Genomic DNA, 19,498 nt, shown 5'->3' with positions numbered 1-19,498 from the left:
AGGATCGGCGCAGGGCTACGGTGCGCGGACGCCCTTGATGCTCTTGAGTGGCAGGGTGCGCTCGATGTCGGCCTTGCGGTCGCGCCCGCGCAGCCGCCCGCCCCCGACGCCGGTGGGCTCGAGTAGGAACTCGAGCTCGGAGCCGTCGGGCATGCCGACGGTCACCACGAGCGGCACCCGCGCCTTGACGGCCGTCTCGAGCTGTCGCGAGAGCCACGCCTCCGGCGACTGGGCGGCCTCGGTCGCGGACGCCTCGCGCAGGTGGGCGACCAGCGCCGACGCGCGGTCGACCGTCGGCACGGCGTCCGTGGCGGGCGCGTGCCGTTTCCTGACTCCGACGATGCGGCCGGCCGGGTCTTCGGCGGCCACCGGGTAGCGGGCATCCGCCAGTGCCCAGTAGACGACGTCGCGGGGGAAGCGGGAGACGAGCTCGTGATCGGAGACGCGGGTGAAACCGAGCGAGGTGAACGCCTGGTCGACAGCGATCGCCGCGATCACCCCGGCATCCACCGAGCGCACAGAGGTGCGCACGCGCTCGTCGCCGTCGTGGGCGCGCACCCGCACGAGACCGTAGCGCTTCACGGCTTCGTCGATGAGGTAGTCGAGGGGCTGCGGGATGCCCGTGATCGAGACGCTGTTCAGGAAGGCGCGGATCGACTCGGCCGTCTCGCCGGCTCCGATCGCGCGCTCGAGGCTGGCCGCGGTGACGCGGTAGCTCGAGGCGAGGGCCCGGCTCTCGACGTCGGCCACGCGGCGCAGATGCGCATCGAGGCTGGGCACGAGCGGCCCGGGGCTCACGATGGTGAGGTCGTGCTGCAGATAGACCTTGTCGACCTCGGCGGGCAGCAGGGCGGACATCGCGGCGGCCGCCTCTGCCGGGCCGGCTTCCAGCAGCGCCGCGCCCGCGGTGCTCGGCAGTTCCGCCGCCGTGATCCCGAGGAGCTCGGCGGATGCCTCGAAGCGCTCGACCGAGCGCAGCAGCGGCTCGCCGGAGGCCGGGTAGAACCAGGCGAGCGTCTCGTGCAGGGCGCTTCCCCAACGCTGATGGGTGCGGCCGCGCAGCAGTTGGCGGATGGACGGCGGCACGGCCTCGAGCCAGGTCGTCGCGAGCGCCTGCCAGCGCTGCGCGGTCGTGCCTGAGAGCCACTGCTCGGCGGCGTCGGTCGTGAGCCACAGCGAGCCGTCGCGGGCGACCAGCCCGGCGCGCTCTGACAGCCAGACGGCGACCGGCACGGCCGGGGCGTCGACCGCCATAGCGGTCGCGAGCCGCCGGCCGTCGGGCAGGCTGAGCCCGCCCTTCTGCAGCTCGCGCGCCGGCTCGCGCTCGAGCTCGCCGAACAGCTCGGCGAACGCGGTGACCGACTGGAAGGCCCGCTCGGAGGCGAGCCGATCGGTCGCCGCGCGGTCGTCGGAGGTGGCGGGGGCGAGCGCGGCGGGCGGTGCTTCGGTCAGGAGCTGCCGTGCCCCCGGCAGACCCTCGTGCGGCCAGGCGGCCAGGCGCTCGCGCACGGCCTCGTAGGCGACCCACCCGCTCTCGCCCTGCTCGATCAGGGCACGGTCGGCGAGTGCCGCGAGGTGCTCCGCGGTGGCGGCATCCGCCTCATCGATGTCTTCGCCTGTCGTGATCGCCGCGAGCGTCGCCAGCGTGGGCCGGTCGAGGCCGGTGAGCGCGTGCTGGACAGACGGATGCTCGAGCAGCGCCTCGGCCAGGTCGAAGAAGTCGTCGATCTTCGGCCGCAGCGGCAGTCGCAGCGAGATCAGCGCCCGCAGCGCCTCATCGTCGAGGTCAGCGAGCCGGGAGGCGAGCGTGAGAGTGCTCGTCATCGTTCGCCCCGCCCCGTCGCCATGGCTACTTCGACCCGGGCCCGTTGTACTTGCGGCGTTCGACGGCACCGACCACGAAGAGCGCGATGATGCCGAGCGCCCCGAGGGGAAGCGCGAGTAGGGGGAAGAACTGCACGAAATACTGCAGCTGAGTGCTGGGTATCTTCATGCCGGCGCCACCCACGATGATCAGGACGAGGATCGCGACGACCGAGAGCCCGATCAGCGCCAGGCTGAAGAAGGCCAGCGAACGCTGCAGTCGACTAACGGGGGGACGGGTCTCGTCGGGCACGAGATAAAGGATAATTGACTTCGGTCTCGGGGCGGCCAGCCCCGTTTCGAGGTCCAGTGACACGAAAGAGGTATCGATGCCCACCGGACGGGTGAAGTTCTACGACGAGGAGAAGGGCTTCGGCTTCATCGCAGGCGATGACGGCCAAGAGGTCTTCCTGCACGCCACGGCGCTGCCCGCAGGCGTCGAGGTCCGCAGCGGAACGCGCCTTGAATACGGCATCGCCGACGGCAAGCGCGGCGCCCAGGCCCTCTCGGTGCGCGTGATCGAGGCGCCGGTCAGCCTCTCGCGCCAGCGCCGGCCGAAGGCCGACGACATGGCGGCTGTGGTCGAGAGCCTGATCCAGGTGCTCGACGGCATCGGCAACGATCTGCGCCACGGCCGCTACCCGTCGAAGTCGCACGGAACGAAGGTTGCGCAGGCGCTGCGCAAGGTCGCCGACGACCTCGAGGCGTGATGAGCGACGAGGTGCAGGCGACGGATGCCGCAGCTGAGGCATCCGCATCGGAATCCCCGGCGCCCGTCGCCGACGACGTGCTGCTGAAAGCCGTCGACGTCGCGCGCGCGGCGCTGGCCGAGATCACGCCGGCCGCCACGATCGGTGCGCCGGCCGGGCATCTCGTCGAGGGCGAGCGCGTGCTGTCCCTGCTGTTCGAGAACAGGCTGCCCGGCTACCCCGGGTGGTTCTGGACGGTGTCGCTCTCGCGCGAGGCCGACTCCGACGCGGTCAACGTGCTCGAGGCCGAGCTCATGCCCGGCGATGACGCGCTGCTCGCGCCCGACTGGGTGCCGTGGGCCGACCGGCTCGCCGAGTATCAGGCGCAGAAGAAGGCCGAGCGCGAGGCCGCCGCGGCCGCGGGCGAGCCCGAGCCCGAGGACGAGTTCGTCGCGGACGACGCCGACGAGTCGGATGAGGACGAGGACGGCGACGAGCTCGACAGCGACGACGAGCTCGATGAGTCGGACGATGAGGACGACGACTCCGACGACCTCGAGGTCGCCGACCTGCACGACTTCGACGACGAAGAGGACGACGCCGAGGTCGACGACTTCGAGTCGAGTGAGCTGCAGGGCGCGGAGGCCGCGGCCCTCGCCTCAGACGAAGAGGAGTAGATCGGCGTCTCGTGCCGGGCCCATGCCCGGCCCTGGCTCTCGCCTCGCCTCGCCTCGCCTTGCATGGTCTTGCATGGTCTTGCCCCGAAGTGTGAGTTTGGGTCGCCTGAATTCGCCGGGAACGACCCGAACCCACACTTCGGTTGATTTCGGGTGCTCCGGGTGAGGTCGGGTTGGGTTAGTTTGCTCGGAAGCCGTGACGACGCAGGATCGCGAAGACGCGCGCAAGAAACGCCTCACGATCTTCAAAGAGGTCTCTCGCGGTCACCTCGATGACGTCCCACCCGGCCGCTCTGAGGAGCTCGTTCCGCTCGATGTCGCTCAAGTAGCGGTCCCGGCCCCGGTGGCCGTCACCCTGGTACTCGAAAACGACCCCGAGCGCCACGAGCACGAGGTCCGGGTGCAGAGTGATGGCCCCGTCGGCGACATCGATTGCCTGATGCACGACGGGTTCCGGCACTCCGGCTTCGACGAGCAGGAGACGTAGAAGCGATTCGGGGCGCGAGTCAACGCCGGGCCTGAGCCGCGAGAGCGCCCACCGCAGGTTCCGTGCGCCGCGTTTGCCGGCATACCGTCGCACGGCGTCACTCAGCTGCCCGATCGTGCATCGCGGGCGCCGGCGTGCGCCCTCCCACGCGTCACCGGAAAGCAGGAAGTCCCCAGCCGCGACCAAGTCCTCGCGAGAGATCACGGCCGCCAGTTGGCACCAGGCGTCGGGGCTCCACATCACAGGCAGCCCGGCAAGGAACACGACCTTCACCGAGTCGGCGTCGTATCGGTGGCCGATGATGCCGTCCGCGCGCGGAGCGGAGCGTGGGTCTGGAACCGCGACATCGAGCGCACGGTACTTGGAGTCGAGCGCCGGGGGCAACGGAACCCCGTGCAGCGCGGCCGCGGTCACACCGCTGAACGCCCACGCGCCGGTCATTCGCGCCGCGCATGCCTCGGCCCGTTCACGAAGCGTGCGAGGGCGCCCTACGGCGTTCGCTCCGCGGAAAGGCTGGCTGAGGTCGCGGCCCCTGAGCCGGCCGGGTGAGACACCTGCGGCTCTCGCGGCGCGAGTCGAGAACATGGGACCGAGATGCGGCGGAAGCGAGCGTGGCTGAGGCATCCGCTCACAATGCTCGATCGGGATGCCTCGCGATCCGGGCCACGTGCGGATCCGTGGATCGTTCGAGCTTTTCGAGCTCTGTGCTGGGGAAGACGGGGCGGAAACGGCAGGGACCCGAACTCACTCTTCGGTGAGATTCGGGTCCCCAAAAGCGCGAAGAGGGAGCCTGAACTCACACTTCGGGGGATTGGGGAAGGGGGAAGGGAAGGGGGTCAGCCGAGGTGCTCGACCACGTACTCGATCGAACGGATCAGCTGGGCGACGTCGGCGGGGTCGATCGAGGTGAAGGTCGCGATGCGCAGCTGGTTGCGGCCGAGCTTGCGGTACGGCTCGGTGTCGACGATGCCGTTCTCACGCAGCGTCTTCGCGACCGCGGCCGCGTCGATACCGTCGAAGTCCACGGTCACCACGACCTGTGAGCGGTCGGCGGGGTCGGCGACGAACGGCGTCGTGTAGGGCGTCGCCTCTGCCCAGCGGTAGAGCTGGTCGCTCGACTCCTTGGTGCGCGCCGATGCCCACGCCAGGCCGCCGTTGCCGTTGATCCAGCTCAGCTGCTCGTCGAGCAGGATCAGCGTGGCCACGGCGGGCGTGTTCAGCGTCTGGTTGAGGCGCGAGTTGTCGACGGCCTGCTTGAGGCTCAGGAACTCGGGGATGTAGCGGCCGGATGCCGCGATCCGCTCGATGCGCTCGATGGCGGCCGGCGACACCGCGGCGAGCCAGAGCCCGCCGTCGGAGGCGAGGTTCTTCTGGGGGGCGAAGTAGTAGACATCCGTCTGCGTCACGTCGAAGTCGATGCCGCCCGCCGCGCTCGTCGCGTCGATGACGGTCAGGGTGCCGTCGTCGCCCGCGACCCGCGCGATCTGCGTCGCGACGCCGGTCGAGGTCTCGTTGTGCGGCCATGCGTAGACGTCGACGCCCTCGGTCACCACGGGCTTCGCGCTCGAGCCGGCCGGGGCGTCGACGACGACCGGAGCCTCGAGCCAGGGGGCCTTCGCGGCCTTCGCGAACTTCGACCCGAACTCGCCGAAGGTGAGGTTCTCTGCGCGCTTCTCGATGAGGCCGAAGGCAGCGGCGTCCCAGAAGGCGGTGGACCCGCCGTTGCCGAGGATGATCTCGTAGCCCTCTGGCAGGCGGAACAGCTCGCCGAGACCATCGCGGACTCGGCCGACGAGGGACTTCACCGGCGCCTGGCGGTGCGAGGTTCCGAGCAGCTCGGCGCCGCGCGTCGCGAGCGCGTTCACCGCCTCCTGCCGGATCTTCGAGGGGCCGCAGCCGAAACGGCCGTCAGCGGGAAGCAGTTCGTCAGGCAGCGTGATGCTCGGCATGCGACCCAGCTTATGGGGCGGGGCGATGCGTCCCTTCCAAGTAGGCTGTTAGGGGGCGCGCTGTCAAGAGCATTCCGCCCGGGATTCTTCAATGCCCGTGTATATGAGGGAGCAGGGATGACTGATCTGGTCGACACGACAGAGATGTACCTGCGCACGATCCTCGACCTCGAGGAGGAGGCGATCGTGCCGCTGCGTGCGCGCATCTCGGAGCGCCTGGGGCACTCGGGGCCCACGGTGTCGCAGACCGTGGCGCGCATGGAGCGTGACGGCCTCGTGATCGTGTCGGGCGACCGTCACCTCGAGCTCACCGAGAAGGGCCGCAGGCGCGCGGTCGACGTGATGCGCAAGCACCGTCTCGCCGAGCGGCTGCTCTCGGACGTCATCGGCCTCGACTGGGAGTTCGTGCACGACGAGGCCTGCCGCTGGGAGCACGTGATGAGCGAGCAGGTGGAAGAGAAGATCCGCCGCATGCTGGGCGACCCCACCGAGTCGCCCTACGGCACCCCGATCCCTCCCATGGACGACGAGGGCCGCACCCTGTCGGCCGTGTTCCTCAAGGACGTCGTGAGCACGGTCGAGGCGGTCGCCTCGGGCGAGCCCGTCACGGCGACCATTCGGCGGCTCGGCGAGCCCGTGCAGTTCGACCCCGAGCTGCTCGCCCAGCTGCGCCAGGCCGGCGTCGTGCCGGGCAACACCGTGACGATCTCTCCCGCGGGGGGCTACGTGCTCGTCGAGGTCGCCGGCTACGCGGAGGGGCTCGAGCTTCCCCACGAGGTCGCAAGCCACATCTTCGTCGCCTCCTGAGCGCCCGGCTGGGGAGTTCCTGGCTATTCGACTGACGCGCGAATCCGGTGTGACTTTTTCGTTACCTTCCCCTATTCTCGTTCGAGTCGAAAGGCTGATACCCGGCCGCTAGACCCGGGTCGAGACGCTCCTGATTCCGTCGCTCGACTCGCGAAGCCGAAGCCCACCCCACAGGGCCCAAGACCACTAGGACGGACTCGCGCCTGCGCGGGAGCGCCGGAGGTACACACCTTGGCAGAACTCAACGGGAAGACGGACGGCGCGATCACGCGCCGCGAGGCGCGCGAAGCCTTCCAGGCGCGCAGCGAGGCGGGCGCGATGAAGCGCCGCCAGAGCGCGCAGGAACCCGCCGTTCCGGCATCCGTCGCCTCCGTCGCCAAGCCGAAGCGCAAGCTGAAGCGCTTCGCGAACCTGTTCGTGCTGGTCGCAGCCGCCGGCATCGTCGGCACCATCGCAATCCCCGCCTATGCGTTCAACCCGAGCTCGCAGGGGCACGCCGACTCCAGTTCCGCCGTGATCGACACGATGAAGAAGGCGAACGCGCAGTCGGCCGACGTGGCGACCACCGCCGCCGCTCCGGCCGCCGCGCACGAGGACTTCCAGGCGACCAGCGTCACCGACATCCAGAGCGCGAAGCAGGCTGCCGCGAACGCGGCGGCGGCGAAGGCCGCCGCGGCCACGGCAGCGAAGTACACCGCTGCGTACTCGGGCCCGACGGCTGCGCAGTACCTCACCCAGGTTCCTGCCGGCACGAGCTACAGCCTCGCTGACGTGCTCGCCACGGCGAAGAAGTACGCGGGCACCCCCTACGTCTACGGCGGCTCGACCCCGGCGGGCTTCGACTGCTCGGGCTTCGTGATGTTCGTGTACGCGCAGTTCGGCGTCTCGCTGCCCCACTCGTCGAGCCAACAAGGCCACATCGGCCAGACCGTGTCGCTGGCCGATGCGCAGCCCGGCGATGTGATCGCCCTCAACGACGGCTCGCACGACGGCTTCTACGCCGGCACCGATGCATCGGGGAACGTGCTGATCTTCGACGCGCCCAAGCCCGGCGGCTCCGTCGGCGAGCGGCCGATCTGGACCTCGGCGTACCACATCCAGCACTACGGCGGCTAAGGCTCGACCGGGATTCGACGTGTGCCGATGCGGCGTGGCCGCATCGGCACACGCATGCTCGGGCGGGCATCCCAGGTTAAATCCGTGCGACGACACGGCATGAGATCGCCGCGACCGCATGCGTGATCTGCACCTTCCGGGTTACGCTGGCCGCGTCGGTGCGCCGCATCCGGCGGCGCTCCACCGGTGGGAGACGTCCGTGAACACGACTGGGCCGAGCAACGCGCGTACCGCGCGGGTGCGGCCGAGCGCGGCCACGCGGCACTCGCACCACCGTCACCATCTGCACCACGTCCACCACTTCTGCCCGCAGGCAGTCTTCTTCGGCGTCGCCCTTGTGGCGGCGCCTTCGTCGTTAATGCGCGAGGTGACCAGCCAGGTCGTACGAGCGCATTCCGAAGGAGTCCCATGCGCACTCTCGTCCTGAATGCCGGTTACGAGCCGCTCGCCGTCGTCTCGTTCAAGCGCGCCCTCGCCCTTGTGATGAACCACAAGGCGACCATCGTGCAGATCGACACGGGCCACCCGGTCTTCGGCATCTCGGCGGAGTGGGACCGCCCGAGCGTCATCGTGCTGACGCGCTACGTGCGCCTGCCGCACGGCCGCCAGGTGCCGGTCTCGCGCCGGGGCGTGCTGCGGCGTGACGGGCATCGCTGCGCGTACTGCGCGAAGCCCGCCTCGACGATCGACCATGTCGTGCCGCGCTCGAAAGGCGGCCAGGACTCATGGGAGAACCTCGTGGCCTGCTGCCTGCGGTGCAACAACGTGAAGGGCGACCGCCTGCTCGCGGACATGGGCTGGGAGCTGCGATTCACGCCGCGGATGCCGCATGAGCCTGCGTGGATGGTGCGCGGCTCCGAGCACCTGCTGCCTGAGTGGGAGGACTACCTGCAGCCGCAGGCGGCCTGAGCCCGCACCGGGTTCGCCGGGGTCCACCAGCTGATTCCGTTCACCCCGATTTAACGGGCGGCACTTACCGTGCCCGCCATGGACGCGCTCGCGATCGTCATCCTGGTCGTCGTTCTGGGGCTCGTATTCGACTTCACGAACGGCTTCCACGACACGGCCAACGCCATGGCGACCTCCGTTGCGACGGGGGCGCTCAGGCCGCGTGTCGCCGTGCTGATCTCCGCAGCGCTGAATCTCGTCGGCGCGTTCCTGTCGACCGAGGTCGCCGCCACGGTTTCGAACGGCATCGTCAAGGAAGGGCAGGGCGGCATCCAGATCACGCCCGTCATGATCTTCGCCGGACTCGTGGGCGCCATCATGTGGAACCTCGCCACCTGGTACCTGGGCCTGCCGTCGAGTTCGACGCACGCGCTGTTCGGCGGCCTGATCGGGGCGGCGATCATCGGCAGCGGGTGGGGCGCCGTCGACTGGTTCAACGTGCTGTCGAAGATCGCGCTGCCGGCGCTGTTCGCACCGCTCGTGGCCGGCACCGTGGCGCTCGTGGCGACCTATGCGGCGTACATGATCACCCGCCGGGCGACGAGCCGCGGCGCCGAGCGCGGCTTCCGCTACGGGCAGACGGTGTCGGCATCCCTCGTCTCGCTCGCCCACGGCACCAACGACGCCCAGAAGACGATGGGCGTCATCACCTTGACGTTCATCGCGGCCGGCCTGCAGAAGGCGGGGACCGGGCCGCAGTTCTGGGTGATCCTGGCGTGCGCCCTCGCGATCGCCGCCGGGACGTACTCTGGCGGCTGGCGCATCATGCGCACGGTCGGGAAGCGGATCACCGAGGTCACGCCTCCGCAGGGATTCGCCGCAGAGACCAGCTCGGCCGCGACGATCCTCGTGTCGAGCCACCTCGGCTTCCCGCTGTCGACCACCCAGGTGACGACCGGTGCGATCGTCGGCTCGGGACTCGGCAAGAAGCTGGCATCGGTGCGCTGGGCAACGTTCGGGCGCATGGCGCTCGCCTGGCTGATCACGGTGCCCGCGGCCGCGCTGGTCGCCGCCGTTGCGACGCTGATCGTGAAGACCGGCGCCATCGGGACGGTCATCGTGGTCGTCGCCGCCGTGGCCGGCATGGCGGCGTTCTGGATGCTGTCGCGGCGGCACCCCGTCAGCCACGAGACCGTGAACGTCGATGAGGACGTGCTCGCCGGCAGGCGCGAGCCCGTGAGCGTTGGGGAGCCGAAATGATCGCATGGAGCGCGCTCGGCATCGAGTTCGTCGTGAGCCTGGTCGCGGCCGGCGGCGTCGTCGCGGTCTTCGCGCTCGGGCTGCGCCTGCTCGCGGTGGGCGCGCCGGCCGAGGCCCGCGCGGCAGCCGAGCGCGTCGGGGCCGATGGCCCGGGCGCGGTCGATCAAGCCGAGCTTCCGCTGACGCACCCGCGACCGCCGTGGGCGTCGCTCGCGGCCTGCCTCTGCTTCGCGCTCGTGATCGCCGCGGTGCTGTACGGGATCTACCTGATCATTCCGCAGTTCCACCAGTAGTCGCGAGAGGCGCCTGCGACCGGCTCAGGCGTGGCCGGACCAGTCGGAGACGCCCGCGTCGGCGGCATTCGGCGCGGATGCCTGCAGCACGATCCCGTTCCCATCGGGGTCGGCGAAGGTGACGAAGCGTCCCCAGGGGGCATGCTGCGGCGGGCTCACCTCGACGCCCTTGCCGCTCAGGGCCGCGACGTCGCGCTCGAGGTCGTCGGACTCCAGCACGGTGCCCTGCAGCGACCCGGGCGGCATCGACGGGAACCAGGTGACCAGGGTGAGCGCGGTCTGCCCGCCGGGCGGCGCCACCATGACCCAGCGCATCTCGGGCGTGAATCGCCGGTCGGCGAGCAGGGCGAAGCCGAGCACGCCGACGTAGAACTCCTTCGCGCGGTCCTGGTCGGAGACCGGGATGGAGACGACCTGCACGTGACGGATGGACATGCCCCCATCAATGCAGGGCGGCCGGATGCCGTCAAGGCCTGGCCGGGGCGCGGTGATATGCGAAGGCCTTCGAGGCGGCGATGCGGAAGGCGACCGAGCCGTCGTCGACCAGTTCGTCGACGAAGTGCGCCCACTCGGGGCCCTCGACAGGGACGTAGTGATCGATCATCGCCTGCCGCAGCGGCGCGGCCCGGCCGTCGCCGAACGGCATGATCTCGACCTCGCCGTGGACGATGAGCTGCGTCGTCTCATCGGGAAGCCATGTGGCGCTCACGGCGGCATTCCGCCGCAGGTGGGCGGTGCGCACTGCCGCCGCGCCCGACGAGAACCAGAGCTCGCCGTGCAGCAGGTAGCCGTCGACGGCCCCGGCGATGGGGCGGCCATCGCGGGAGACCGTGGCAACGGTGAGGAGCCGCATGCCCGGCATCCGCTCGATGAGCTCGCTCGCGCTCATCAGCACGTCGTCGGTGAAGATCTGGCGCAGGTGCGGCCCAGCTTGGGCGATGCTGTGGTCGAGCAGTGCCTGCAGCGCCGCGACCTCGTCAGCCGTCTCGAACATGCCGCAAGTAGAGCACGGGCCACCGACATCGGCGGGTGCTCCGATACGATTGACCAGCCGGCCTCTGTAGCTCAATGGAAGAGCAGCTCCGTCCTAAGGAGAGGGTTGGGGGTTCGAGTCCCTCCAGGGGCACGCGACGTAGAACCCTGGTTCGCCTCGAAAACACTGGCGATTCGGAGCTCTCTCTGTCTTGCGAGGGGCATCTGCCCACATTTGCCCACACCTGCATCCGCATCTGCGGCGCTTATCTCGGGAGTGATCGTGCGCGCCGCTCTCCGCTCGACCTATAGGTGGACAGACCGCGAGGCGCACGCCGAAGGGCATGTGGCGCGGGCCTCGCTTGAGGCGCGGATCCCGGACGGTTTCGAGCTCGCGCATGTCCGGTTTATCGACCGGAAGGGCGGCCAGCCCGTCACCGTCGAGGCTGAGACACACAGCCGGGTCACGCGCGAACTGACGATCGGGGCTCCAAGCTACGGTGAGGTGAAGGCGAAGCTGGCGGAGCAGGTCCCCGACGGCTGGGAGATCCTCTACTCAATCGCTGTCGACTTATCCACAGCCCGGCCGAATGTCGGCAGTGCGCTCGACGATGCACGCATGTAGCTTCAACTGATCCAGCTCGGTGAGCACGACCGGATCACGCTCGATGACGGCCGGCAGGTGCGGCACATCATCCACCGCGGGTCGCCTCGGCCAGTGAACCAACAGCCTTCTTAAGGAGCCAGGCGCCGGGCGGCGCGAGAAGCGCACGCGGCACCGACACCAAGTGCCAGCACCGTGGAGACAAGGGAGAGACCGAGAGCGGCGATGTAGGCAACTGGGGCGAGCTGCAAAGGGACGGACAACACCGCGATTGCCGCCGCCGCCACCAGGAAGGGCGCCATGACCTTGCGCGCCACGACATGGCCCGCGTGCCACGCGTCCTCGCTCCTCATCAGAGACGGCAGACGGATGCCCGCGAAGTGGCTTCTGCTCGCGCCATTGGCGGCCTGAGACACGACTGCCCAGATAACCGAATCGATGACGATCAGAAGCACAGCGCACCCAACCGCCGCGAACCAACCCGGACTCGTCACGTGCGTGTACCTCCATCTCGAAACTCGGGCTCGGCCCTCACCGCCCGAAAGCAAAGGCAACACCCACTATCCAGTCAAGCGCATCTACACGACCACATCACGAGGGTGCAGCAGCGCGACCTGGATGTCGTCGACGTCTTCCGGGGAGACGGCGACCTGGCAGCGCTCGCACCACCGCTGATCGAAGGTCGGGTGCGCCTCCATTGGCTCGAGACACTGCAGCAGTTCGGCGCGGCACGAGCCGGCAGTACGCGGCGTTGTCGCTGCCCTTGAACGACAGTGCGGGCCTCAGGTGGTTGCCCTCGGCGGGGTGGGTGAGCGCGGCGTAGGCCGTGTACTGCCTTCGCATGCGGGTCGACGAGCAGCTTGTCGGCGTCGAGCCTGAGGTCAGGGGCCGGGTCCCCAGGGGCCGGGCGCGCAGCCCGAAGCAGGCGCCGGCGCCGACGTCGGGCACGAAGTCGGGGAGCACCCAGCTGGCGCGGTGGCGTGGCTCGCGCAGACGCTCGATCCCGTCCTCGCAGACCGGGCAGAACTAGACCGCCTTGGCGGTCGGAGTGGACGGCCGCGTTCACGCCGCCCGCGGCGGGCGTGACGCCGAGCGGAGCGCGCCGCGAGTCGAACGGGGCAGGCATGTCTTTCGCGTCGTCTCGCTGGGACTCCGACCATCTCAGAGCGGGGTCTACGGCCAAGCTACCGCTCGGAGAAATTATCCGATTCGCGGGAATAGTGACGGATGCTCGAGCGTCACTCATGGCAGAAGTTGAGCCATCCCGACTCAGGAATTGGAGGTTGATGATGCTGTTCGATGTGTTGAATGAGTTCGACCGACTCGGCTCGGCGTTGTTCTCCGCCATGAACGGGGCGCAGGCGCCGGTAGGGGTGCCGCTGGATCTGCACCGCGAGTCGGATCGCTACGTGTTGAGCGCCGACCTTCCGGGAGTTGACCCGAAGTCGATCGACGTGTCCATCGATGGGCAGTGGCTGACGGTTCGAGCCGAACGCTCGAGCGACTCTGAGAAGAAGGATGGTCACTGGCTGGTGCGCGAGCGCTCCGACGCGTCCGTCCTGCGGCGGGTCGCGCTGGGCCAGGATGCCGATGTCGAACACGTCGAGGCGAGCTACGGTGACGGCGTTCTCCGCGTCACGATTCCGATCGCCGAGCACGCGCGACCGCGCAAGATCCAGGTCGCTACCGGCCGTGCGTCGCAGCGCGCCCTGGCCGGAAGCACGGCATCGAGCGAGGCACCAGCGAGCGTCGGCGCCAGCGCCGAGCACGAGGAGGCGGGTTCGAAGCAGGGAAAAGCCGAACCCGCGCATTCGCTGGTGCACTGACCAGGCACCTTCCGTGGGGCCGCCGTTCCGGTGGCCCCACGAAGCGGGTGCGCGGGAGGGTCACGATTCCTGTCCGCCGGCACGCACGCGTGAGGGGAGCAGCGTGATGGATGCGTTCGCGCTCGTCGACGGATTCGACGTTGACAAGGCCGCAGTGCCCACCAATGACGCCGCCGGGGTTGATGTTCGCGAGCTGTACCGAACGGCTCCGCCGATGGAGGGGGAGCGCGTTGCGGGCGGCCTCCCCGTGGGCACGCCGGCGCCCGACTTCAGCCTTCCCGACGCGAGCGGAAGGGTGGTGCGTCTGTCGGACTTCCGCGGGCGACCCGTTGCGCTCGTGTTCTACCCCTTGGACTGGAGCCCGGGTTGCAGCGTCCAGCTCGATCTGTACCAACAAGAGATCGCCGAATTCGAATCCCGGGGGATCCAGCTGATCGGCATCTCGGCCGACTCGATATACAGCCACGGGGCCTGGGCCGCGGTGCGCGGCATCAGGTATCCGCTGCTCTCCGATTTTCACCCGAAGGGCGAGACTGCCCGCGCGTACAACGTGTGGCGCGTACGGAACGGCTTCAGTGAGCGAGCCGTGTATCTGATCGACGATGAGGGCGTCATCCGCTGGGCGCACGTTTCGCCGCAACTTCACCATCTCCCGGACTTTGACGAGCTGGTCGCTGCGCTCGAAACCATCAAGGCGCCCGAGACCGGCTCAGCCCCGATCGAAAGCGAAGGTGAACGACAATGACTCTCTTCGACGTGATGGCTCCCACCCGGCCCATGGCTGAGCGTGCCGCCCGGCAGGCGGTGGACGTGCCCGTCGCGATCTATGGCAACAACTGGTGCGGGATCACCCAGATGACCCGCCGTGCGCTCGACCGCGCGGGAATCGAGTATCACTACGTGGACCTGGACCGCCATCCCGATGTGAACCGGAAGCTGCAACTGCTGGGTCGCGGACGCGCGCGCACGCCGCTCGTCTACGTCGGCGGCGAATGGTTGATGGCCCCCGGCCTGCCGCAGTTGCAGCGGGCGCTCGCGCGCCACGGGGTGAACCTGTGACCGTGACGCAGGCATCCGCTGTCGTCGCCTGCCCGGCCTGCGGCACCCGCAATCGCGTGCCGCAGGCCCGCGAGGGTCGCGTGCGCTGCGCCAGTTGTCACGCCGACCTTCCGTGGCTCGTCTCGGCCGACGACGCGACCTTCGACGAAGCGGTGGCGCGCAGCTCGCTGCCCGTGCTGGTCGACGTGTGGGCGCCGTGGTGCGGCCCCTGCCGGGCGATCGCGCCCGTCGTCGAGCAGCTCGCCACTGAGAACGCGGGCCGACTCAAGGTCGTCAAGCTCAATGCCGACGAATCCCCGGGTGTCGCCGCACGACACCAGGTCACGGGCATCCCCACGCTCTTGTTCTATGCCGGCGGCCGCGAGACCTCACGCACCGTCGGCGCCGCCCCCGCACAGCAACTGCGCGACTGGGTCGGCACTTCTTTGCAGGCGGTCAGCCAGCGGTAGCTCACGTCCCGTCGGATGACGAAGGAGCGGCTCGTGGACGTCCCACCCGCAGTTCAGGTGCCGATGGCCGTCGCCTCGACTCGACGCGGGTGGTGGTGGAAGGCGCTCATCGGCGGCGCAGCCCTCTGGGCGGTCACCATCGCCGTCACCAAGCGGAAGAAGAGAGACGCGCCGCCGGGGTCTGCACCTTTGCGCAGGCCAGGCCGACTGCTTCCGCTACCCGGTGCTCTCGGCGCGCGCCAGCATCTTGTCGAGGTGCTCGACGCGCGCTTGCGCACGGGAGGCGGGAAGGCGCCCGCCTGCTTGGAGGGTGGCCAGGCCGTGCAGCGCGGCCCAGGCGACTTCTGCTCTGGCATCGGCGCCGGGGAAGGCGGCCTGGATCGCAGCGAAGGCGCGGCGAAGGGGCTCGGGGCTGCTGCTGGCGCCGAATTCCAGGCCGGACGGCAGTGCGAACATCGCCTCGTAGAGGCGTGGGTGGCGGGTCGCGAAGTCGAGATAGGCGCGCATGCGGGCCGCAGGCTCGGGCGGGACGGACTCGAGCGTTGCGGCGATCTCGGTGAATCCGCTCAAGGCGACCGCATCGACGAGCGATTGCCGGCCGTCGGGAAAGGCTGAATAGAGCACGGGTTGGGTGGCCCCGAGCTCCTTCGCCAACCGGCGCATGGTGACGGCGGCCCACCCTTCCGCTTCAGCGAGCTCGCGCGCCGTCGCGGTGATCTGGTCCCGGCGACGATCGAGGTCGGGGGCGGGTCTGGGTGACATGCGCCAATCGTAGCGCGGTTACCTAACGACGCTAGACGAGCAGTCGTGCAGGTGATAGAACGGTGTTATAAAACATTGTTAGATTATCTCGGAAGGCTTCTCATGGCTATCGCAGCTCTCGTCGTCGCTGTTCTCGCATGTCTGTCCATCTTGTTCATCGGGGCGCGCTTCGTGCTGGCGCCCCGGGTCGCGCTGGCCGGTTTCGGAGTGCCAGAGGGGCGCACGCGCGCCCTGACGAGCATCAAAGGGGTCCGCGACATCACCTCCGGCGTCGTTCCCCTCGTCGTGCTCGCCGTCGCAGGCCACGAGGCCTTCGGCTGGGCTCTGATCGCCGCGGCGATCACCCCGATCGGCGATGCCGTGATCGTCGTCACCAACGGGGGCAGCGTGCGCCAGGCGCTCACCGTGCACGTCGCGACAGCGGTCGTGCTGGTCGCGGTCGGCATTGTGCTCGCACTGGCCTGAGCTCCGCGATCGACGAGGAGGGCAAGAGCATGATGTACGACTCATCAGCGCCCGAATACGCGCGCGCGACGCGTCCGCACAACACGGTGACGCAGCAGCATCCGCGGCTCGTGGCCGCGCCTACAACGGCGGCGGAAGTCAGCGAGGCGATGGCGGCGGCTGAGCACGGCCTGACCGTCGTGCCGCAGGCGACCGGTCATGGCGCCGGAGCGCCCGTGGGGGACGACGCGCTGCTCCTGGACACCTCGGGGCTGGCGTCGGTCAGCATCGATGCCGAGGCGAAGACAGCCACCGTGGGCAGTGGGGCGACGTGGGCCGCGGTCAATGCGGCGGCGTTCCAGCAGGGGCTGCTCGGGCCGGCCGGATCTGCGGGAACAGTGTCGATTTCCGGGTATTCGTTTGCGGGCGGCATCGGCTGGCTGGTGCGTCGAGACGGGCTGGCGAGCGGGGCGATCCGCCGCGTCGGCTACGTGGACGGCCTCGGCAGATCGCGCGTCGCCAGCGACGATGCGCGCGAGGCCGTCGACCGCGATGCACTGTGGGCGTTTCGCGGTGCAGGCGGCGTCGGCGTCGCCACCGAGCTCGAGATCGACTTGTTCCCGGCCCCTGCCCTCCACGCGGGCAGGCTGCTGTGGCCGGGTGAGGCGCTCGAGACCGTCGCGGAGGCGTGGGCCGGAAGCCTGAGCGCCATCGGGCCGAGTGTCTCCTCCAGCCTCGCGCTCATTCACCTCACGGCCGCCCCGGTGGTTCCCGCCGAGCTTCGGGGCCGTGTCGCGATCCTCCTGTCCGTCGCCGACCCCGACGGTGGCGACGGGGCGCAGCCGCTGCTCTCGGCAGTGCGGGCGGCGGCCCACCCGCTCGCCGATGATTGGGGTCCGGCCGATGCCGCCCGGCTCGCGCAGATCCACCTCGATCCTCCCGATCCGGTGCCGGCCCTCGGCGACGCACGCTGGCTCGAGGCATCCGCCCTGGACCTGGCTCCCGAGCTGCTCCGCACCGCGCATGCCGACGACTCGCCCATCGTGATGATGGAGCTGCGCCATGTGGGCGGTGCCGCGGCGCGGCGGCCGGGCGCGCTCACCGAGGTCGTGGCCCCACTGATCTACCACGCCGTCGGGCCCCTCGGCCGCTCAACGCGGCCTCAGCTGGGCGACGCCTTCGCACGCGCACGCGAGGTCTGGGGGACCGCGGACGCCGGCCTGGCTCCGGGTGCCTGGCACGACGGAGCAGCATCGGTGCCAGACGCGCTGCCGGCACCGCTTGCCACGCGAGCGCGGGCGATCGCTGATGAGGTGGACCCGCTTCACCGCATCCGGCGGTCGCGCATTCTCGGCGGGCCATTCCTCGGCGGGCCCCTCCTCGGCGGTGCCGCTGTGCGATGAAGGAGGTCGTTCGCTGGCATCCGATGGTGGCTGGGCGTATCACAACCGCATCGTCGCGGCGTGCGATACATAAGCCTTTCCCGGTATTTCGGCCGTAAGGAAATAGGCGGACGCCGCTAGTATCGCCTCGCACCGGTATCCCGTTACCGGCTGAAATCGACGATATGAGGGTGCCGTAATGAAGAAGGTTATCGAGCAACTGGTCGACGATATCTCGGGTGACGTCATCGCCGACGGCGAGGGCGAGACCGTATCGTTCGCTATCGACGGCAAGTCGTATGAGATCGACCTCGGTGCGAAGAACGCGGCGAAACTGCGCGAGGCGCTGCAGCCCTACATCGCGGCGGGTCGTCGCTCGTCGGCGCTCTCGAGCCCGGCGCGTCAGGCCGCGACGCGCGCAAGTCGACCCGGATCCTCGGCCTCTCACTGGAGCGCGGGCTACGCCGTTGTGCGCGAGTGGGCGCAGGCGAACGGTATCGACGTCTCGCCGCGCGGCCGAGTCGCCGATTCTGTGATGAAGGCCTACGAGGACGCGCACAAGTAACGCGCTTATGCGGGGCGGAAGCTGCGCGATCCGTTCCGTCGCCTAACGCACGATTCGTCACGCTTGAGCCCGATTCTGGGGTGACGAATCGTGCGTTTCGTCGTCCGGGGCGAGCGCGCCATACCTCTTCGGGCTACCGCCGGTTCATGTGTCGTCACCAGAATGGGGGACACCGTTGACGGCATGCCGAGCCGTCCGACTCGAAAGAAGGACCATGCGCACGACGTTCGTGTTCGGGGGTGCCGCGCTCGCGGCATCCGCCGCCCTGCTCATCGCCCAGCCCGCGCTCGCCACACCGTCGCACGGCGGCCCCGCCCACCCGGCTCACGCGAGCGACCCGCTCGCCTGCTCCGCATCTGTCGACGCCGTGAGCTACAGCGACGCGCTCGACAAGAAGGAGGCGTTCGGGGCCGAGGTGAGCGGCCTCTCGTCGATCGCGTGGGACGCGCGGCAGCACGCGTGGGTCTCTGCGCTCGACAACAACGGCGCGACGCCGGAATACGTCTGGTCGTACCGCGACCTCGCCGACCCGAAGGTCACCCATGCGCCGCTGGTGCTGAAGAAGGCCGACGGCACGCCCTACGACGGCGGGAACATCGCCACCGACCCGAACGCCGCCGATAACGAGGGTCTCGGCGTGCTGAAGGACGGGTCGTACGTCGTGAGCTCCGAGACCGAGCCGTCGATCCGCATCTTCGGGCGCGACGGAGCCCAGAAGGCCTCGCTGCCCGTGCCCGCGCGCTTCGCCGTGACCGGTTCGACGCCCGCAGGCGAGGCGACCGCGAACGCCACCCTCGAGGGGCTCACGGTCACGCCCGACGGCCGCACCATCGTCGCCGCGATGGAGGGCGCGCTCGCGGGCGACGTGTCGTCGACCGGCGACGCCACCGCGCACCGCCTGCTGGTCTATACGCAGGCCCGCAGGCACTGGACGCTGTCGAAGCAGATCGAGTACAAGACCGATGCCGGCATGCGGATTCCCGAGGTGGCCGCCTACTCGAACGACGGCCTGGTGGTCGAGGAGGCCTCGTGGTCGGCATCCGTCGGCAACGCCGTGAACCTGTTCGCGGTGACCGGGCTGTCGCACGCCGCCGACGTGAGCCGCGTCGCGAACCTGGGGGATGCCTCACCGCGCCTCGCCGTGAAGAAGACCTTGCTCGCAGACCTGGTCTCGTGCCCGACGCTCGGGGCGCCGGCCCTCGAGACGCAGGCGAACCCGCTGCTCGACAACTTCGAGGGCATGGCGGTGACCGGTCGGCTGCCCGGCGGCAGGTACGGCGTCACGCTCGTCAGCGACGACAACAACAGCGCCGAGCAGCACACCCGGCTGCTCAACCTCGCCGTTGCGCTGCCGTGATTCCTGACTGTTCCTGATGGTGTGCCCCGAGTGGGGGTGTGCATGTCGG

At 69.5% G+C, this 19,498-nt stretch carries 24 protein-coding genes and 1 tRNA gene; 17 read left to right on the top strand and 8 right to left on the bottom strand.

Annotation, left to right across the window (positions count from 1 at the left end):
* Positions 1-15: 15 nt before the first annotated feature.
* Both ABD716_RS02825 and ABD716_RS02820 read right to left on the bottom strand, forming a co-directional pair.
* A complete protein-coding gene (locus ABD716_RS02825; RefSeq protein WP_344773587.1) occupies positions 16-1,824 on the bottom strand; it encodes a helicase-associated domain-containing protein in 1,809 nt (602 codons plus the stop codon).
* 25 nt (positions 1,825-1,849) lie between these two features.
* Positions 1,850-2,116: a hypothetical protein gene (locus ABD716_RS02820; protein ID WP_344773585.1), complete on the bottom strand. Its 267-nt coding sequence runs from the start codon at positions 2,114-2,116 to the stop codon at positions 1,850-1,852.
* Positions 2,117-2,192: 76 nt separating this feature from the next.
* Between ABD716_RS02820 and ABD716_RS02815 the strand changes: the two genes are divergently transcribed.
* Together ABD716_RS02815 and ABD716_RS02810 are read left to right on the top strand one after the other, a co-directional pair.
* The gene (locus ABD716_RS02815; RefSeq protein ID WP_344773583.1) at positions 2,193-2,573 is read left to right on the top strand and encodes a cold-shock protein; all 381 of its coding nucleotides are present in this window, start codon (positions 2,193-2,195) and stop codon (positions 2,571-2,573) included.
* Positions 2,573-3,229 (top strand): DUF3027 domain-containing protein, encoded by a 657-nt coding sequence (locus ABD716_RS02810; protein WP_344773581.1) that lies wholly within the window; start codon positions 2,573-2,575, stop codon positions 3,227-3,229. The genes ABD716_RS02815 and ABD716_RS02810 overlap by 1 nt, the downstream gene beginning before the upstream one ends.
* Positions 3,230-3,407: 178 nt before the next feature.
* Here ABD716_RS02810 and ABD716_RS02805 read toward each other — a convergent pair whose 3' ends face one another.
* Together ABD716_RS02805 and serC are read right to left on the bottom strand one after the other, a co-directional pair.
* The gene (locus ABD716_RS02805; RefSeq protein WP_344773579.1) at positions 3,408-4,157 is read right to left on the bottom strand and encodes a hypothetical protein; all 750 of its coding nucleotides are present in this window, start codon (positions 4,155-4,157) and stop codon (positions 3,408-3,410) included.
* A gap of 395 nt (positions 4,158-4,552) precedes the next feature.
* Entirely contained in the window at positions 4,553-5,665 is a 1,113-nt protein-coding gene (gene serC / locus ABD716_RS02800; RefSeq protein ID WP_344773577.1) for a phosphoserine transaminase, read from the bottom strand.
* Positions 5,666-5,782: 117 nt separating this feature from the next.
* On the opposite strand from serC, the gene ABD716_RS02795 reads away from it, so the two are divergent.
* From ABD716_RS02795 to ABD716_RS02775, 5 genes are all read left to right on the top strand, one after another.
* Positions 5,783-6,472, top strand: coding sequence for an iron-dependent transcriptional repressor DtxR (locus ABD716_RS02795; protein WP_344773575.1), 690 nt, complete (start codon positions 5,783-5,785; stop codon positions 6,470-6,472).
* A gap of 231 nt (positions 6,473-6,703) precedes the next feature.
* The gene (locus tag ABD716_RS02790; RefSeq protein ID WP_344773573.1) at positions 6,704-7,588 is read left to right on the top strand and encodes a C40 family peptidase; all 885 of its coding nucleotides are present in this window, start codon (positions 6,704-6,706) and stop codon (positions 7,586-7,588) included.
* Positions 7,589-7,996: 408 nt separating this feature from the next.
* On the top strand, positions 7,997-8,497 hold the full coding sequence (locus tag ABD716_RS02785; protein ID WP_344773570.1) for an HNH endonuclease: 501 nt from the start codon (positions 7,997-7,999) through the stop codon (positions 8,495-8,497).
* Between the two features lie 78 nt (positions 8,498-8,575).
* The gene (locus ABD716_RS02780) at positions 8,576-9,736 is read left to right on the top strand and encodes an inorganic phosphate transporter (protein WP_344773568.1); all 1,161 of its coding nucleotides are present in this window, start codon (positions 8,576-8,578) and stop codon (positions 9,734-9,736) included.
* Positions 9,733-10,029 carry a hypothetical protein gene (locus tag ABD716_RS02775; protein ID WP_344773566.1) on the top strand — a complete coding sequence of 99 codons (297 nt, stop codon included), beginning with the start codon at positions 9,733-9,735 and terminating at the stop codon, positions 10,027-10,029. Before ABD716_RS02780 ends, ABD716_RS02775 begins: the two co-directional genes overlap by 4 nt.
* A 24-nt stretch (positions 10,030-10,053) precedes the next feature.
* On the opposite strand, the gene ABD716_RS02770 is transcribed toward ABD716_RS02775, so the two are convergent.
* The gene (locus ABD716_RS02770) at positions 10,054-10,464 is read right to left on the bottom strand and encodes a VOC family protein (protein ID WP_344773564.1); all 411 of its coding nucleotides are present in this window, start codon (positions 10,462-10,464) and stop codon (positions 10,054-10,056) included.
* Positions 10,465-10,495: 31 nt separating this feature from the next.
* Positions 10,496-11,023 (bottom strand): pyridoxamine 5'-phosphate oxidase family protein, encoded by a 528-nt coding sequence (locus tag ABD716_RS02765; protein ID WP_344773562.1) that lies wholly within the window; start codon positions 11,021-11,023, stop codon positions 10,496-10,498.
* Positions 11,024-11,083: 60 nt separating this feature from the next.
* On the opposite strand from ABD716_RS02765, the gene ABD716_RS02760 reads away from it, so the two are divergent.
* Both ABD716_RS02760 and ABD716_RS02755 read left to right on the top strand, forming a co-directional pair.
* Positions 11,084-11,155 (top strand) — tRNA-Arg (locus ABD716_RS02760).
* Between the two features lie 123 nt (positions 11,156-11,278).
* On the top strand, positions 11,279-11,626 hold the full coding sequence (locus ABD716_RS02755) for a hypothetical protein (protein ID WP_344773560.1): 348 nt from the start codon (positions 11,279-11,281) through the stop codon (positions 11,624-11,626).
* Between the two features lie 110 nt (positions 11,627-11,736).
* On the opposite strand, the gene ABD716_RS02750 is transcribed toward ABD716_RS02755, so the two are convergent.
* Positions 11,737-12,060, bottom strand: coding sequence for an SdpI family protein (locus tag ABD716_RS02750; protein WP_344773558.1), 324 nt, complete (start codon positions 12,058-12,060; stop codon positions 11,737-11,739).
* A gap of 831 nt (positions 12,061-12,891) precedes the next feature.
* Here ABD716_RS02750 and ABD716_RS02745 point away from each other — a divergent pair.
* From ABD716_RS02745 to trxA, 4 genes are all read left to right on the top strand, one after another.
* Complete coding sequence (locus ABD716_RS02745; RefSeq protein WP_344773556.1) at positions 12,892-13,431, top strand: Hsp20/alpha crystallin family protein; 540 nt, start codon at positions 12,892-12,894, stop codon at positions 13,429-13,431.
* A gap of 106 nt (positions 13,432-13,537) precedes the next feature.
* Complete coding sequence (locus tag ABD716_RS02740) at positions 13,538-14,176, top strand: peroxiredoxin (protein ID WP_344773740.1); 639 nt, start codon at positions 13,538-13,540, stop codon at positions 14,174-14,176.
* A complete protein-coding gene (locus ABD716_RS02735) occupies positions 14,173-14,490 on the top strand; it encodes a glutaredoxin family protein (protein ID WP_344773554.1) in 318 nt (105 codons plus the stop codon). Before ABD716_RS02740 ends, ABD716_RS02735 begins: the two co-directional genes overlap by 4 nt.
* Positions 14,487-14,939 carry a thioredoxin gene (gene trxA, locus ABD716_RS02730; RefSeq protein WP_344773552.1) on the top strand — a complete coding sequence of 151 codons (453 nt, stop codon included), beginning with the start codon at positions 14,487-14,489 and terminating at the stop codon, positions 14,937-14,939. The genes ABD716_RS02735 and trxA overlap by 4 nt, the downstream gene beginning before the upstream one ends.
* Positions 14,940-15,155: 216 nt before the next feature.
* Here trxA and ABD716_RS02725 read toward each other — a convergent pair whose 3' ends face one another.
* Positions 15,156-15,701: a TetR/AcrR family transcriptional regulator gene (locus ABD716_RS02725; protein ID WP_344773550.1), complete on the bottom strand. Its 546-nt coding sequence runs from the start codon at positions 15,699-15,701 to the stop codon at positions 15,156-15,158.
* A gap of 102 nt (positions 15,702-15,803) precedes the next feature.
* Between ABD716_RS02725 and ABD716_RS02720 the strand changes: the two genes are divergently transcribed.
* The 4 genes from ABD716_RS02720 (at position 15,804) to ABD716_RS02705 (ending at position 19,449) form a co-directional block, all read left to right on the top strand.
* Complete coding sequence (locus tag ABD716_RS02720; RefSeq protein WP_344773548.1) at positions 15,804-16,166, top strand: DUF4267 domain-containing protein; 363 nt, start codon at positions 15,804-15,806, stop codon at positions 16,164-16,166.
* A 29-nt stretch (positions 16,167-16,195) separates the two neighbouring features.
* Positions 16,196-17,548, top strand: a complete 1,353-nt coding sequence (locus ABD716_RS02715; protein WP_344773546.1) for an FAD-binding oxidoreductase — start codon at positions 16,196-16,198, stop codon at positions 17,546-17,548.
* 178 nt (positions 17,549-17,726) lie between these two features.
* On the top strand, positions 17,727-18,092 hold the full coding sequence (locus tag ABD716_RS02710; RefSeq protein ID WP_344773544.1) for a histone-like nucleoid-structuring protein Lsr2: 366 nt from the start codon (positions 17,727-17,729) through the stop codon (positions 18,090-18,092).
* 214 nt (positions 18,093-18,306) lie between these two features.
* Complete coding sequence (locus tag ABD716_RS02705; protein WP_344773542.1) at positions 18,307-19,449, top strand: esterase-like activity of phytase family protein; 1,143 nt, start codon at positions 18,307-18,309, stop codon at positions 19,447-19,449.
* Positions 19,450-19,498 lie beyond the last annotated feature (49 nt).

Source organism: Gryllotalpicola kribbensis (genome assembly GCF_039538245.1).
Taxonomy (GTDB): domain Bacteria; phylum Actinomycetota; class Actinomycetes; order Actinomycetales; family Microbacteriaceae; genus Gryllotalpicola; species Gryllotalpicola kribbensis.
Note: the sequence above shows the minus strand (reverse complement) of the source record. Positions and strands in the feature narration are given on the sequence as shown.

Bases quoted from the DNA above. Each gene is read 5' to 3' on its own strand.
- ABD716_RS02720 (WP_344773548.1), top strand. From the start codon at position 15,804: ATGGCTATCGCAGCTCTCGTCGTCGCTGTTCTCGCATGTCTGTCCATC.
- ABD716_RS02810 (WP_344773581.1), top strand. From the start codon at position 2,573: ATGAGCGACGAGGTGCAGGCGACGGATGCCGCAGCTGAGGCATCCGCA.
- ABD716_RS02795 (WP_344773575.1), top strand. From the start codon at position 5,783: ATGACTGATCTGGTCGACACGACAGAGATGTACCTGCGCACGATCCTC.
- ABD716_RS02815 (WP_344773583.1), top strand. From the start codon at position 2,193: ATGCCCACCGGACGGGTGAAGTTCTACGACGAGGAGAAGGGCTTCGGC.
- ABD716_RS02715 (WP_344773546.1), top strand. From the start codon at position 16,196: ATGATGTACGACTCATCAGCGCCCGAATACGCGCGCGCGACGCGTCCG.
- ABD716_RS02785 (WP_344773570.1), top strand. From the start codon at position 7,997: ATGCGCACTCTCGTCCTGAATGCCGGTTACGAGCCGCTCGCCGTCGTC.
- ABD716_RS02705 (WP_344773542.1), top strand. From the start codon at position 18,307: ATGCGCACGACGTTCGTGTTCGGGGGTGCCGCGCTCGCGGCATCCGCC.
- ABD716_RS02805 (WP_344773579.1), bottom strand. From the start codon at position 4,157: ATGACCGGCGCGTGGGCGTTCAGCGGTGTGACCGCGGCCGCGCTGCAC.
- ABD716_RS02735 (WP_344773554.1), top strand. From the start codon at position 14,173: ATGACTCTCTTCGACGTGATGGCTCCCACCCGGCCCATGGCTGAGCGT.
- ABD716_RS02740 (WP_344773740.1), top strand. From the start codon at position 13,538: ATGGATGCGTTCGCGCTCGTCGACGGATTCGACGTTGACAAGGCCGCA.
- ABD716_RS02770 (WP_344773564.1), bottom strand. From the start codon at position 10,464: ATGTCCATCCGTCACGTGCAGGTCGTCTCCATCCCGGTCTCCGACCAG.
- ABD716_RS02780 (WP_344773568.1), top strand. From the start codon at position 8,576: ATGGACGCGCTCGCGATCGTCATCCTGGTCGTCGTTCTGGGGCTCGTA.
- ABD716_RS02710 (WP_344773544.1), top strand. From the start codon at position 17,727: ATGAAGAAGGTTATCGAGCAACTGGTCGACGATATCTCGGGTGACGTC.
- ABD716_RS02765 (WP_344773562.1), bottom strand. From the start codon at position 11,023: ATGTTCGAGACGGCTGACGAGGTCGCGGCGCTGCAGGCACTGCTCGAC.
- ABD716_RS02775 (WP_344773566.1), top strand. From the start codon at position 9,733: ATGATCGCATGGAGCGCGCTCGGCATCGAGTTCGTCGTGAGCCTGGTC.
- serC (WP_344773577.1), bottom strand. From the start codon at position 5,665: ATGCCGAGCATCACGCTGCCTGACGAACTGCTTCCCGCTGACGGCCGT.
- ABD716_RS02745 (WP_344773556.1), top strand. From the start codon at position 12,892: ATGATGCTGTTCGATGTGTTGAATGAGTTCGACCGACTCGGCTCGGCG.
- ABD716_RS02825 (WP_344773587.1), bottom strand. From the start codon at position 1,824: ATGACGAGCACTCTCACGCTCGCCTCCCGGCTCGCTGACCTCGACGAT.
- ABD716_RS02725 (WP_344773550.1), bottom strand. From the start codon at position 15,701: ATGTCACCCAGACCCGCCCCCGACCTCGATCGTCGCCGGGACCAGATC.